This is a genomic window from Verrucomicrobiota bacterium, from assembly GCA_039027815.1.
Lineage (GTDB): Bacteria > Verrucomicrobiota > Verrucomicrobiia > Verrucomicrobiales > JBCCJK01 > JBCCJK01.
Map to the genome: position 1 here is coordinate 50567 of JBCCJK010000008.1, position 12923 is coordinate 63489.

A 12923-nucleotide genomic window follows, 5' to 3' on the forward strand; every position below is an offset into this window, starting at 1 on the left:
GCTCATGCAAACAGGGCATTTGGAACAGTTAGCACTACGCCGGAGGGGGGGCTTTTGCTTACAGAAAACGCTCAGCGCCGAGCGACCCGCAAAAAAAGCCAAATTCCGAGGCCTAAAAAGAGCGCGTTGGGCAACCAGACCAAGCCGTGAGGCAGCCAGCCCTCCTCCGCGCGCTTGGTTTTGGCAAAGACGATAAACAAGAAATAGACCACCGCGATGACCACGCTCAGCACGAAGCCGGTCGAGGTCTCGCGACGCTGCGTCCGAATGCCAAGAGGGATGGCCACCAAGCCAAAGGTCATGCAGGCGAGCGAGAGCGAATAGCGGAGACTCAATTCACTGAAGACCTCCTGCCGCTGGCCCTGGTCCAAGTCCCCGCTTCGGAGCGCTTCCCGGAGGGCTGCGTTGTCGAGCTGCCCGGTCTTGAAGCGACTCGACTTCAGCCCCGAGAGATCGACGCGGTAGAAATGCTCTCGCACTCGAAGCGGTGCCTTTTCCCGAAAATCGCCCCCCTCAATGGCTTCGATGTAAGCATTCTCGAGCCGCATCTCCATGGCGGATTCCGAAGGCAGGGAATTAAGCGTGACCTTCTCGGCCTGGACATAGAGCGTGGCGCGGCGCAGTTCATCGACCTCCACCAAGTGAAAATCATACAGAGTCCTCCCCTCGCGCCGGCCAATGTAAATCCTCTTGTCGTCCAACTCGCTGAAAACCCGGTCCTCCACGAACAGCGATTCCGGCTTCTCGGTGGCGGCGCGGAAAATGAGAAAGCTGATGGCCTGTTCCGAGCGGGGGCCGATGGAAACATTCACCCAAAAACAAATCCCTGAAAAGACCAGTCCCAGGACCAAGACCGGCAGGCAAATCCTGGGCAGGCTCATCCCGGCCATCCGGAAACTGATCAGTTCCTTGTCGGCGGACAAGCGACCGAACACCAAAAGCACCGCCGTCAAAAAACCCCACGGGATCGTGAAAATCAGAGAATAGGGCAAAACCAAGCCGATGAACTGGAAGGCATCGCCCACCGAGACGGTCCCCTCCGCCATGCGCGGGAAAAGCTCCTGGAAAAGATTGCCTAACACAATCACAAAGCTCAGCACGCCGACCGCAAAGAGCGTCGAAATCAAGATCTGCGTGCCGATGTAGCGATCCACGATCCTCACGTCCCCCTCCTCAGCGAAACCACGCGCTCGTGCAACGCTGGAAATTCCCTCCAAAAGAAGCTTTTCTATCCCGGGAAGCATGCTCCTCTGGTTCGTTGCAACTTCAGCATGAACACAGGTAGCGAGCGCGGATTCAAACGAGTGGTTCTCAAACTCAGCGGCGAAGCCCTCCGGGCGGAACAGAGCCGGGACAACATCTCCCCGGAAATCGTCGAAAACATGGCCTCCCAGATCAAGGCAGCCTGGGAAACCGGGCTTGAAATCGGCATCGTCATCGGCGGCGGCAACTTCTGGCGGGGCATCAGCGCCAGCAACCGGGGGATGGAACGGGCCACGGCCGACTACATGGGCATGCTCGCCACCGTCATGAACTGCCTCGCCCTCCAGAGCATGCTCCAAGCCATGGGCGTTCCCACCCGCGTCCAAACGGCCATCGAAATGAAAAGCGTGGCCGAGCCTTTCATCCGGGACGCCGCCATTCGCCATCTCGAAGCCAAGCGGGTGGTCATCTTCGGAGCAGGCACCGGCAATCCTTTCTTCTCGACCGACACCACCGCCGCCCTCCGGGCCAACGAAATCGGGGCCGACGCCGTCCTCAAAGCCACCAAAGTGGATGGCATCTACGACTCGGATCCCCACCAGAATCCGGACGCCGTCCGCTTCGACACCCTCACCTTCCAGGACGCTCTCCAACGACAGCTCAAAGTCATGGACGCCACCGCCTTCAGCCTCTGCTCGGACAACAACAAACCGATCGTCGTCTTCGACATGAACGAGCCCGGCAATATCAAACGCGTCTTGCTCGGCGCACCCATCGGCACCATCGTGGAAAATCCCAGCCAGCAGGCCGCCTGAGCCCCTTTCTCCCCTTCTTCTCATGACCGTAGACAACCTCCTCCCGGAAACGACCGCCTCCATGCAAAAGGCGGTCGAGCACCTCAGCCAGGAATTCGCCTCCGTGCGCACCGGCAGGGCCTCCCCCGCCCTCGTCGAGGGCATCGATATCCATGTCACCATCTACGGCTCCTCCATGAAGCTGAAGCAGCTCGCTCAAATCAGCACGCCGGAGGCCAGACTCATCACCGTCACGCCCTTCGACCCCAGCACCCTGCAAGACGTGGAGCGGGGACTGCGCGAATCAAAACTCGGGATCAATCCCTCCGTGGATGGCAAACTCATCCGACTCCCCATCCCCGAGCCGACCGAAGAGCGGCGCAAAGAATTGGTCAAATTGGTCAAAGATCAGGCAGAACAGGCCCGGGTCGGGGTTCGCGCCGCCCGCAAAGACGGCATGGACGGAGTGAAATCGCTCAAAAGCAGCGGAGACATCACCGAAGACGACGTCAAAGACTTCGAAAAAGAAATCCAGGAAGTGACCGATCAGCACGTGGGCGAAATCGCGGAAATGGTGAAGAACAAAGAAGACGAGATCATGACGGTCTAAGGTCCCGGCCGTGGACTCCACCTATCGGCTCCCTCCTCGCCCCTTTAAAGCGCCCCCCCATCGGGCTGCCCCCTCCCCCCAGCCAGGCTTCGCACCCCGCGTGGTGCCACTCCTCCCAGAGAATCAAATCTCTTGAGAAAGCCCACCAGGCCCTTCGTAACTAGCTAGGGTAACCCAGTAAGGAATGGCCCCTCCGCTCGCCAGCCTCGAATCCCAACTTCCCGCTGATCGCTTCCGCCGCAGCCAAGCCGACCGGGAAGCCTTCGGCCGGGACAAGTGGCATGCCGAAGCCCTTCCCGAAGCGGTGGTTTGCCCAGAAAGCACCCTGGAATTGGCCGCCACCCTCCGCTGGGCCAACCAACACCGCCAACCCGTTTACCCGCGCGGGGCCGGGGTCGGTTACGTGGGTGGCTGCGTTCCTTTGGCCGGTGGGATTGTCCTCTCGACTCACCGCATGAATCAAATTCTCGAAATGAATCCGGGGGATGGCGTGGCCGTGGTGCAACCGGGCGTGCTCACCCACGACCTGCAAGAGGCAGCCCGAGAGCGCGGTTGGTATTACCCCCCGGATCCCGCCAGCCTGAAAGAGTCCAGCATCGGGGGCAACATCGCCACCAACGCCGGCGGCCCCCGCTGTCTCAAATACGGAGTGACTCGGCACTATGTCCTCGGCTTGGAAGTGGTGCGCGCGGACGGCACCCTCGTGCGGACCGGCTCTCGCTGTCACAAAAACAAAACCGGCTTTGACCTGACTGGCCTCTTTGTCGGCTCCGAGGGACTCCTGGGCGTCATCACCGAAGCCACCCTGCGACTCCTCCCCCACCCGCCCAGCCGAGCCATGGTCTCGGCCGTCTTTCCGGATTTCGCGACCGCGGCCTCGGCCGTCAATGCTCTCCTCGATTCGGGTCGACTGCCCAGCGCTTTGGAAATCGCGGATGGTTTCACCCTGAACGCCGCCCGCCATTACCTCGGTCCTGGAAAACTGCCTGAGGGCGATGCCCACTTGATCGTGGAAATCGACGGCCAGACGGAATCCGTCGCCCTCGAAGTGGAAAGCCTCCGCCGTCAGGTCGAGCGCCTCGGGGGCCGAGGCGTGCAAGTCGCCCCTCATGAAGAGGCCTGTGAGGCCATCTGGCAACTCCGGCGCGACTTCTCCTACGCCCTCCGCGCGACCGGACTCGTTAAGCTGAACGAAGACATCGTCGTTCCCCGAAGTCGCCTCGTGGACTTGGTCAATTTCGCCCGCCAAATGGAAGCCGAAACCGGCATCCCCATCGCCTGCTTCGGGCACGCAGGCGACGGAAACATCCACACCAACCTCATGGTGAAAGACTACCATCAAGACGCCCGCGCCCGAGAAAAAGCGGACGCCGCCCTCGACACCCTCTTCCGCCAAATCCTGGCCTGGAAGGGCTGCATCACAGGCGAGCATGGAGTCGGCCTAGCCAAAAAGCCCTGGTTCCGAGAGGCCGTGGGCGAAGCCGGTTTTCGGGCTCACTTGGACCTCAAAAAGACCTGGGATCCCCATCGGATTTTGAATCCTGGGAAGTTTCTGGGATAATACCAACCTCCAGAATTCACTGGTAGAATGGAGAAAAAATATCAAAAGGCGGCTCGATGACGAAGGCCGTCAAATTGGCATACAGGCTCTCCTCCTCCACCATCAAGTTGAGCTCCGTTCGCCCCTGCGCGGAAACCGTATCCTGGGCCACCGTCCAGCGCCCGAGATCTGCGATCTCCCACTCCCCGGACTGGTTGGTGAAACCGACTGGCACCGCCTCCTCGGCTGGCACCGAAAAAGGCAAGCCTCCCAGCAAAAAGCTCACCCCCCAGCTCAAAATTCCCCTAATACCAAGCTGCGGAATTGGCTGGTAGAATGGCCGAGTGGATTTCGGGCCAGACCAAGGCGCGACCAGGGCGCGGTACAGGCACCGTAACCGAGGAGAAACGCAGGGCTGGCTCGAAAGACTCCGGCTCTTCCTTCCCCGCGCTTCAGCGCCTCTTCCCCACAACACCTCCCCTCCATTCTTCCAGGGAATTCTGGTGGTTGGTATGATAGGCCTCATCCCGATCAGTAAAAAGACACCCCGACCAAAGGTCAAGCCGGGAAGGCCGCTCCCGGCTCTCTTCCCAGCTCTTCTTCTCTTCCCATGTCCCTCCTGATTGATTTTGGACTCTGCCTGACTCTTTGGTTCGTCCAATTGATCGCCTACCCGCAGTTCGCCCAGTGCGCACCCGAGAAGCTCGTGGCCTGGCACGCGCGCTACACCCACCGCATCGCCTTCTTTGTCCTTCCCCTCATGCTGGGGCAGTTGGGCTGGTCTGCCTGGGGTCTGTTTCAGGAAGTGACCCTGCTCACTTCGGTTCGCCTCCTTCTGATTTTGGCGGCCTGGGCTCTCACCTTTGGCTACTTTCTGCCCCTCCACCAAAAGATCGCCTCAGGACAGGCCCAAGCCATCGACTTGCAGCGATTGGTGGCCTGGAATTGGCCCCGCACCGCTCTCTGGACCGCGGTCTTTCTGCTCTCTCTTGGCAGGAACTAGACTCGCCGCCTCTGGGCGAAAGCAGCCAGACTCAGCACCAGCAAGGCAGCGACCGAAGGTTCCGGGACCGCCGAAAAGCTGGCGTTCATGGCGTCGAGCTTGTAGTTCTCCGCGCCCAGAGTATGCCAACCTGCGTGGAAGGTGTCACCGCTGCCGATCTCCACAAAGCGGACCTCATACTCTCCCGCCGCCAGCTCGAGCGCATAACCGCCGCTCTCAAAGGCCTCCACCGAGTCGACCAAGGCCCCACTCTGCCACGCCTCCACCCGCACGTCTGACACCCCTTCGCCCGGGGTGTAGAAGTCATCCTCCAGGACCACATCATTGTAAATGACCCCCGTGAGCAGGGCCTCGCGCAGCGTGAGCAAACCGAAATCCTGAGTGAGGTAGATGGAATCAAGCGAACCCCCCTCATCGGTCCCCACGTTCATGGAAAGGCCCACCTCCCGAAAGTCATCGCTCAGCATGTTTTCCCGGTGGGGCCGACCGCTCCCGGCATACCCGGCTTCGAGCGTGTCCACAAAAAGGCGTTCGTAAAGATCGAGCGTCTGCTCGATCAGCTCGCTCTCACTGTAGCCCGAGGCCGGACTCCGGAAGCTGTTGGCGATGCTCTCTCCAATATTGAAGTTCGAACCTGGCAGGCTGCTGCTGTAGGGCTGCAAACGCTCCGGGATGAACCCTCCATAACTAGGGCCCAGATCATGGGAAAGCGTGTCCAGTTGGTTCATATTGCTGGAGTGGCTCTGGGCCGCTTCCAAGAGGATTCCATTGAAAGCGAGGACTTGCTTGGGTGCAGAGCTGATGGTGCCGGCGGCCAAACCCTCGTTCAGGTCAGGCGTCGCGCCGCCCCAGTAAGCACTGCTTGCGTAGCGGGAAAGCTCGCCGTCGGGATCCAAGCGACCCCGATTGATCAGCTCCAGCATAAACTGATCGTAAGCCGTGGGCTCTTGCTGACCGAGAGCAGGGAAAAACGGCCCGACCACCAAGGCAGCCACCAAAGACGCGAAAGCACGGGAGCAAAGCATGGATCCCATAGTATCTTATAATTTCCATAATATCAACGCTTTTCAGCCCGAGCTGGGTTTGATACCAAACTGCTGGAAAAAGTGGTAGAACGGCCGCGTGGATTTCGGATCAGACCAAGGCGCGACGAGGGCGTGGTGCGGGCACCACCACCGAGGAGCAACGCCGGACTGACCCGAAAGGCACCGGCCCTCTCTCCTCTGCACGTTAGCGCTTTTCCTAATCTCCTTCTAAACTTCCGTTCTAACAGTTTATCCGGTCGGTTGGTATGATTCCCGGGGAGAATCAGAGACGGCTGAGAATGGCTTCCCCCATCTCGGCCGTGTTGACCTGGGTCGTGCCCGCTTGGCCGGAGAAGAGATCGCCCGTGCGCAGCCCCGCCTCGATGGCGCCGCTGACCGCGGATTCGATCCTTTGTGCGGCTTCCTCCAAGCCGAAGGAAAAACGCAGCATCATGGCGAGCGAGAGGATTTGGGCGATCGGGTTGGCGATGCCTTGGCCGGCGATGTCGGGGGCGGAGCCGCCACTGGGCTCATACATCCCGAAATAGAGTCCATCCTCGCGCATCGAGCCCAGGCTGGCGCTCGCGAGCATGCCGAGCGAGCCGGCGATCATGGCCATCTCATCGCTCAGGATGTCGCCAAACAGATTCTCCGCCAAGACCACATCAAACTCCCGCGGACGTCGGATCAACTGCATGGCGGCATTGTCTACGTAGAGGTGATCGAGTGTCACCTCGGGGTAGGCCTGCGCCACCTCCTCCACCACCGAACGCCAGAGCAAGCCATTTTCGAGCACATTCGCCTTGTCGATCGAAGTCAGGCGTTGGTCACGGCCTTGGGCTGCCTTGAAGGCCACGTGCGCGATCCGTTCGATCTCACTGCGCTGGTAGACCATGGTGTCGATAGCGGTTTCTTCTCCCCCCCGCTTCTCCCGCCCTTTCGGCTGACCAAAGTAAAGCCCCCCCGTCAATTCCCGCACGCAGAGCACATCGAAGCCACCCTCGATCAGCTCGTTCTTGACTGGCGAAGCGTCCGTGAGGGCCGCGTGGCAGACTGAAGGTCGCAAATTGGCAAACAGCCCGAAGTGCTTGCGCAAAGGCAGGAGCGCGCCTCGTTCGGGTTGCTCCTGTGGGGGGAGCGATTCCCATTGGGGCCCACCTACCGAACCAAAGAGAATGGCCTCAGCCGTCTCGCAGGCGGCCAAGGTCCCGGCCGGGAGGGCCTGGCCTTCCGCATCGATGGCCGCCCCGCCCACCCGTTTCTCCACCCGCTCGAAGGAAACCCCGAATTTCTCCTCCACGGCGTCGAGCACGCGGAGCGCTTGGGTCATCACTTCCGGGCCGATGCCATCGCCCGCCAACACTGCTATCCGAAAGACCGTCTCTGCCATGGGAGGCCATCCATGGCGGGAAGGCGAAGGGCTTTCAAGCGCCAAGTTCTCGGAAGGCCGCTCGGGACTCCTCTAGGAAAGCCGCCACTCGCTCGGGGTCCTTCCAGCCCGGAGAGCGCTCCACTCCACTGGCCACATCCACCGCTCTCGGCTGCGCTTGGGTAATGGCCTCTCCCACCGTCCCGGGTCGCAGCCCCCCTGAGAGAAGGAGCGGCAAGCCCGTGCCTCGTTCCCGCAAATGCGCTCCCACCGCTGCCCAATCCGCCCGGTGCCCTGTCCCGCCATACTCTCCTGGCACGGCCGCATCCACCAGCAGGGCGTCCGCCGGGAGCGACTCCGCCCACTGCAAGTCACTCCGCGTCTCCGGCCGGATGGCCTTGATAACCAAGTGTCCCCGCTTTTGCAGCGCCTCGATCTCTGCCACGTCTTCGTCTCCGTGGAGTTGGGCCACCTCGATCGTTCCGTCCTCCAGCAAAGCGAGAATTTCCGGAGTGGGCGCGTTCACGAAGACCCCCACTCGGAGCACTTCGGGGAGGAAGTCCGCTCGCCACTCTCGCGCTCGCGCCGGGGGGAGAAAGCGCTTGCCGGGCGACCAGAAATTCAAGCCGATGGCCTCCGGCCCCGTCTCGAGGACCGCGCGAAAATTGGGCCGGTCCGTCAGGCCACAAATCTTGGCCCCTCCTTTGAGAAATCGCTCCCACTTGTCATCCCGGACCATCTACAAGCCTTCTGCGATGACCTCCCCGACTGCAAGCGATGAGCACACCCAGGAAAAAGCCCCGGGCCTCGCGCGGAGGTCCGGGGCTTGGGCTCTGGAGGACAACGACAAACGACAGAAGAAAGGCATAGAGGTCACACCGGCATCCCTCGGGCCCGCATCCCTGCGGCCAAGAGGGCGTGACTCATCATAAATTGCAGATAAGTGCGTCGCAATCGGGTGTCTCCCGCGAGCATTTCCTGGAGTTCGTATTCCTCCAGGATGGTCAGGTCGTCCAATTCGCTCTTCTCGAGCAGCGCCTGCAAGCGCTCACTCATTTCCGGAGTCTTGTTTTCAGCTTTCATAGGCATTGGTTGCTTGATTTCCCGCCTTCGGGGAGGGTTTTCCGAGAGAGCTTTGGGCGTGCCAAATCGGAGCACCCGGCGTTACAAAAAAGCACCCGCTTCCCCGTGGATTTTTCTTGTCATTTTTGCTCTTTTCTGAGCTGCCCTCATCATGAACGAGTTGCTTTATTCCTTCCTGCTACTCGCGCTGGCTCATGGCCTGGCGGTCGTCCTTCCGGGGCCAGATTTTGTGGTGGTTCTGGGGGAAAGCCTGCAAAAAGGACGGGCCGCCGGTCGCTCGACCGCTCTCGGGATCGGCGTGGGCATCCTGACCCACTGCGGGCTCTTCCTCCTCGGGGTCAGCTTGCTCCTGGAGCCATTCCCCCGGGTCTATGATCTCCTACGGACGGTGGCGGCCCTCTACCTGGCAGCCCTCGCCATCAAGACCTTCTGGCCTCGCAGCCAGGCCCGGCTCGAACCGCGCCCCCCCGAGCCGCCCAGCAAGGAGCTGGCCCGGCCCGTGCCCCGCCTCGCTCAGGACAGCTTCCAACGCGGCTTCTGGACCAATCTTCTCAATCCCAAGGTGGCGCTCTTCTTTCTGGCGCTTTTCACCGTCATCATCGACCTCAAGGAAAGCTCGCCTTGGTGGCAGGGCCTGGTTTCCCTCTACCTCGCCGGAGCCACCACGGCCTGGTTCGCGCTCGTGGCGCAGCTGGCCACCCTCGATCGCTTCGAGCGCTTCCTCACTCAGAGGCGGAGCTTGCTGGAGAAGATCACTGGGGGGGTCCTGTTGCTGGTCGCGATGCAACTCTGCTTCCAGCGTTGACGCTCTTATACCAAGCTGCCGGATAAGGTGGTAGAACGGCCGCGTGAATTTCGGATCAGACCAAGGCACGACGAGGGCGTGGTGCGGGCACCACCACCGAGGAGCAACGCCGGACTGATGCGAAAGACCCGGCCCTCTCTCCTCTGCGCGTCAGCGCCTTTCCTACACTCCTTCTACACTACCGTTCTACCAGTTTATCCGGTCGGTTGGTATTATACCAAGCTGCAGAATTGGCTGGTAGAATGGCCGAGTGGATTTCGGGCCAGACCAAGGCGCGACGAGGGCGCGGTGCAAGCACCGTAACCGAGGAGCAACGCAGGGCTGGCTCGAAAGACACCGGCTCTCCCTTCCCCGCGCTTCAGCGCCTCTTCCACACAACACCTTCCCCCCATTCTACCAGGGAATTCTGGAGCTTGGTATTAGGCGCGAAGCGCGGCCTCAGGCCGCCTCGCTTTGCTGACCGCTCTTCCGACGAGATTCCCAGGCATGCTGGAGAGCGCTCGCCAGCATTTCGGGCCGAATCGGTTTGCTAAGGTAGTCATCGACCCCCGCCTCCATTGCGGAATCGCGATGTTCCTTGAAGGCATTGGCCGTGAGCGCGGTGATCCAGGGTTGGTCGGACAGGCCGGAATTCTTGCGAATGGCTCGGGTGGCCTCCATCCCATCCAGGACCGGCATTTGCATGTCCATCAGGACGACGTCGTAGGACTCTTGCAGACAGGCTTCCACCGCCTCTTGGCCATTCACAGCCAGGTCGGGCTGGTAACCCATTTTCTTGAGGAGAGTCCGCACGAGCTTTTGATTGACCGGGTTGTCTTCGGCCACCAGCATCTTGAGCGGGAACTCCTGAGCGATCTCCACGGTGCGGACTTGTCCCCTCTCTTTGGGATGGCTGCCCTGCCCGTTGAGCAAGCGACGCAGGGCCAATTCCAACTGGTGCTCCTTGACCGGCTTAGAAAGCGTCACATCCACGTGCTCCCGACCCTCGATCGTGATGTGTGAACTGAGGAGAATGACCGGCAGGAGATGGTTGGTATGGCCATTGCGCACTTCTGCTGCCAACTGGGGGCCTGTCATCTCGGGCATGAGGTAATCGCTAATGAGGACATCGTAGCGAGACTCGTTCTGGAGCATCTCCATGGCCAATTCCGCACTGCCGGTGTCTTCCACCTGCATGCCCCATTGCCCGAGAATGCCGCGCAAAATGCGCCGATTGGTTTTGTTGTCGTCCACCACCAAAACCCGTTTCCCAGAGAGTGCTCGATCCTTCTTGGCACAGGCGTTTTCGTGGACCCCTTCCTCGACCGCCTCGGCCGAGATGGTGAACGAAAAGACCGAACCCTGGCCAGATTTGCTTTCGACCCACATCGATCCGCCCATGGCGACCGCCAATTTGTGACTGATCGTAAGGCCCAAGCCGGTCCCGCCGAATTTCCGCGTGGTGGAGGAGTCCGCCTGCTCGAAAGGTCGGAAGATTCCCTCTTGGCGATCCACCGGGATCCCAATGCCGGAGTCCTTGACCGCGAAGAGCACCTCGGCGCGTCCGGCGCGGAAGTTACTCAAACTCACTTCCACGAGAATTTCGCCCCGCTCGGTGAACTTGACGGCATTGCTCAGAAGATTGACCAGGATCTGGCGGATGCGGGTCACATCTCCCTGGATGAACTTCGGCACCTCTGGCTTCACGTGGGCTGCCAACTCCAGGCCCTTGGAGGCGGCCCGGCGGGCTAGAAGCTGGGTGCTTTCATCGATGACCCGTCGCAGCTCGAAAGGGCTGTTTTCCAGCTCCAACCGATCCGCCTCGATCTTCGAGTAATCGAGAATGTCATTGATGAGCGCCAGAAGCGACTCCCCCGAAGTCTCGATCGTGCTCACGAATTCCCGCTGCTCTTCATCCAAAGCGGAATCACGCAGCAAAGAGGTCATTCCGATGACTCCATTGAGCGGCGTGCGAATCTCATGGCTCATGGTGGCGAGGAAGGCACTCTTGGCCCGGTTGGCGCCCTCCGCCGCGAGCTTGGCCTCCTCCAGATGGCGCTCGTGCTGCTTCTTGGCGGTGATGTCCACCAGGACGCCGATCAAGCCGCCCACCCGGCCCGACTCTTCATAGAAACAGGATTTGCAGGCCATCACGCTGCGGTCGACCTCGCCCACCTTGGCGTGAAGTTCATAAGTCGTAACTGGACCTGCGCTCCGGATGAGATCGCGATCGCGGCTTTCATCGTTCCAGACCACCGCCTTGGCGGGCAGCTCTTGGGCGGAATGCCCCAGAATTTCGTCCTCGCTCACTTCCACCAGTTCGCAGAAGGCTGGATTGCAACCCAGGAAGCGCCCCTCTCGGTCTTTGATGAACACCGGGACGGGCAGCGCTCTCAGCAGCGTGTCCAAGAACTCGCGCTCCCGACGAAGAGCCGCGGCTGCCTTTTGTCGCTGGACGTCCTGGCTCAGCATGATCCAAAGCCCCCCGCCTAAAAGAAGCACCGAAAAGATGAAAATCGCGATCAAGCGAGCCCCGAAGTCGGCCAAGCCGAAGGACTCGCCCACGTTCTCGCGCAGGGCGATGACATTCCAAGCCGTCTCCGTGAAGACCTCCCGCTCGTCCCCCGCTCGTGCCTCGATCCGGTGGTGGCTGAGAAGAGTCTCTCCCCGGCGTTGCGAACCCTGCCCCGGCATCTCGGCGCTGAAGTCCGGATAGCGGTCCTGAAAGCGAAAGCCATGGTCGAGCTGGAATCCAAACAGTTCTTCCGCAGGGCGTCCCTCAATCCAATAGCCTTTCTCGTCCACCAGCTGAACCCCCTTTTCCTTGAGAGAAGCCAAAAGCGGGCGGGCATCCAGATTGACGACCATCACCCCCTGCGGCGAAGAGCCTTTGAAGATCGGGGCCGCCACCCGAGCCACCGGACGCCAAGGCTCCTCTGGCTGACCGTTCTCCACATTGAGGTCGATCTGTGAGACGAAGAGAGCCCCCCGAGGCAGAGCAATGGCTTCTTGAAAATAATAGCGCGCCGATTTGTCCTGCAGTTCCTCGCCACGGAGGACTTCCAAGCTGTCGTTGTAGTCAATCCGGATCCGCTCCCTCCCCTCACGTCCTAGGAAGCGCACGCTCGAATACTCGGAGCCGCTTTTGGCGAAATCGACCAGCAGCGACTCGGCTTCATTCCACTTTCTCTCCTCATACAAGCCCTTGCTCTCAAAGCGGTTGGTCAAAAACGAGAGGTCCCGCAGTGCAAAGCGCAGCTGACTCGAAAGTTGGTTCCCTGCGTCGGTCACCTTGACCCGATCCTCCAAAATCAAGTCATCCCAAACGGACTGCTCCCGCTCATTGTAAACCAGCATGAGAATCCCGGCACAGGCCGCAATCAGCGCCAGGCAGGTCGAAATTCCCAAGAGCAGAGTTCGGCGAAACATAAGTCGGCAACCGCGTTTTATCCCTTATTTTCTATGGTTTTTATAGTAAATCAATGTTTTTTGGACATATTTTGAAGCGATTC

General features: G+C 60.5%; 12 protein-coding genes. 5 read left to right on the top strand and 7 right to left on the bottom strand.

Features of this window, described 5'->3' with window-relative positions:
• Positions 1 to 71: 71 nt before the first annotated feature.
• Entirely contained in the window at positions 72 to 1163 is a 1092-nt protein-coding gene (locus AAF555_03975; GenBank protein MEM6910719.1) for an LptF/LptG family permease, read from the bottom strand.
• Between the two features lie 108 nt (positions 1164 to 1271).
• Between AAF555_03975 and pyrH the strand changes: the two genes are divergently transcribed.
• The 3 genes from pyrH to AAF555_03990 all read left to right on the top strand — a co-directional run bounded on the left by pyrH (position 1272) and on the right by AAF555_03990 (position 4168).
• Positions 1272 to 2018 (top strand): UMP kinase, encoded by a 747-nt coding sequence (pyrH, locus tag AAF555_03980; GenBank protein ID MEM6910720.1) that lies wholly within the window; start codon positions 1272 to 1274, stop codon positions 2016 to 2018.
• Positions 2019 to 2040: 22 nt separating this feature from the next.
• Positions 2041 to 2607 (top strand): ribosome recycling factor, encoded by a 567-nt coding sequence (gene frr / locus AAF555_03985; protein MEM6910721.1) that lies wholly within the window; start codon positions 2041 to 2043, stop codon positions 2605 to 2607.
• 184 nt (positions 2608 to 2791) lie between these two features.
• Positions 2792 to 4168, top strand: coding sequence for an FAD-linked oxidase C-terminal domain-containing protein (locus AAF555_03990; GenBank protein ID MEM6910722.1), 1377 nt, complete (start codon positions 2792 to 2794; stop codon positions 4166 to 4168).
• 16 nt (positions 4169 to 4184) lie between these two features.
• On the opposite strand, the gene AAF555_03995 is transcribed toward AAF555_03990, so the two are convergent.
• Entirely contained in the window at positions 4185 to 4433 is a 249-nt protein-coding gene (locus AAF555_03995; GenBank protein ID MEM6910723.1) for a hypothetical protein, read from the bottom strand.
• A gap of 324 nt (positions 4434 to 4757) precedes the next feature.
• Between AAF555_03995 and AAF555_04000 the strand changes: the two genes are divergently transcribed.
• The gene (locus AAF555_04000; GenBank protein MEM6910724.1) at positions 4758 to 5150 is read left to right on the top strand and encodes a hypothetical protein; all 393 of its coding nucleotides are present in this window, start codon (positions 4758 to 4760) and stop codon (positions 5148 to 5150) included.
• On the opposite strand, the gene AAF555_04005 is transcribed toward AAF555_04000, so the two are convergent.
• From AAF555_04005 to AAF555_04020, 4 genes are all read right to left on the bottom strand, one after another.
• Positions 5147 to 6175: a CAP domain-containing protein gene (locus AAF555_04005; GenBank protein ID MEM6910725.1), complete on the bottom strand. Its 1029-nt coding sequence runs from the start codon at positions 6173 to 6175 to the stop codon at positions 5147 to 5149. The genes AAF555_04000 and AAF555_04005 overlap by 4 nt on opposite strands.
• 283 nt (positions 6176 to 6458) lie before the next feature.
• The gene (gene leuB / locus AAF555_04010; GenBank protein ID MEM6910726.1) at positions 6459 to 7565 is read right to left on the bottom strand and encodes a 3-isopropylmalate dehydrogenase; all 1107 of its coding nucleotides are present in this window, start codon (positions 7563 to 7565) and stop codon (positions 6459 to 6461) included.
• Between the two features lie 34 nt (positions 7566 to 7599).
• Positions 7600 to 8283 (bottom strand): phosphoribosylanthranilate isomerase, encoded by a 684-nt coding sequence (locus AAF555_04015; protein MEM6910727.1) that lies wholly within the window; start codon positions 8281 to 8283, stop codon positions 7600 to 7602.
• A gap of 134 nt (positions 8284 to 8417) precedes the next feature.
• Positions 8418 to 8627: a hypothetical protein gene (locus tag AAF555_04020; protein ID MEM6910728.1), complete on the bottom strand. Its 210-nt coding sequence runs from the start codon at positions 8625 to 8627 to the stop codon at positions 8418 to 8420.
• 151 nt (positions 8628 to 8778) lie between these two features.
• On the opposite strand from AAF555_04020, the gene AAF555_04025 reads away from it, so the two are divergent.
• Positions 8779 to 9432: a LysE family translocator gene (locus AAF555_04025; GenBank protein ID MEM6910729.1), complete on the top strand. Its 654-nt coding sequence runs from the start codon at positions 8779 to 8781 to the stop codon at positions 9430 to 9432.
• Positions 9433 to 9870: 438 nt separating this feature from the next.
• Here the strand turns inward: AAF555_04025 and AAF555_04030 are convergent, their stop codons facing one another.
• The gene (locus AAF555_04030; protein ID MEM6910730.1) at positions 9871 to 12840 is read right to left on the bottom strand and encodes a response regulator; all 2970 of its coding nucleotides are present in this window, start codon (positions 12838 to 12840) and stop codon (positions 9871 to 9873) included.
• Positions 12841 to 12923 lie beyond the last annotated feature (83 nt).

What these genes read in the sequence shown, in the direction of transcription:
- AAF555_04025 (MEM6910729.1), top strand. Translation starts at nt 8,779, where the DNA reads ATGAACGAGTTGCTTTATTCCTTCCTGCTACTCGCGCTGGCTCATGGC.
- frr (MEM6910721.1), top strand. Translation starts at nt 2,041, where the DNA reads ATGACCGTAGACAACCTCCTCCCGGAAACGACCGCCTCCATGCAAAAG.
- AAF555_04030 (MEM6910730.1), bottom strand. Translation starts at nt 12,840, where the DNA reads ATGTTTCGCCGAACTCTGCTCTTGGGAATTTCGACCTGCCTGGCGCTG.
- AAF555_03990 (MEM6910722.1), top strand. Translation starts at nt 2,792, where the DNA reads ATGGCCCCTCCGCTCGCCAGCCTCGAATCCCAACTTCCCGCTGATCGC.
- leuB (MEM6910726.1), bottom strand. Translation starts at nt 7,565, where the DNA reads ATGGCAGAGACGGTCTTTCGGATAGCAGTGTTGGCGGGCGATGGCATC.
- pyrH (MEM6910720.1), top strand. Translation starts at nt 1,272, where the DNA reads ATGAACACAGGTAGCGAGCGCGGATTCAAACGAGTGGTTCTCAAACTC.
- AAF555_04005 (MEM6910725.1), bottom strand. Translation starts at nt 6,175, where the DNA reads ATGCTTTGCTCCCGTGCTTTCGCGTCTTTGGTGGCTGCCTTGGTGGTC.
- AAF555_04000 (MEM6910724.1), top strand. Translation starts at nt 4,758, where the DNA reads ATGTCCCTCCTGATTGATTTTGGACTCTGCCTGACTCTTTGGTTCGTC.
- AAF555_04020 (MEM6910728.1), bottom strand. Translation starts at nt 8,627, where the DNA reads ATGAAAGCTGAAAACAAGACTCCGGAAATGAGTGAGCGCTTGCAGGCG.
- AAF555_04015 (MEM6910727.1), bottom strand. Translation starts at nt 8,283, where the DNA reads ATGGTCCGGGATGACAAGTGGGAGCGATTTCTCAAAGGAGGGGCCAAG.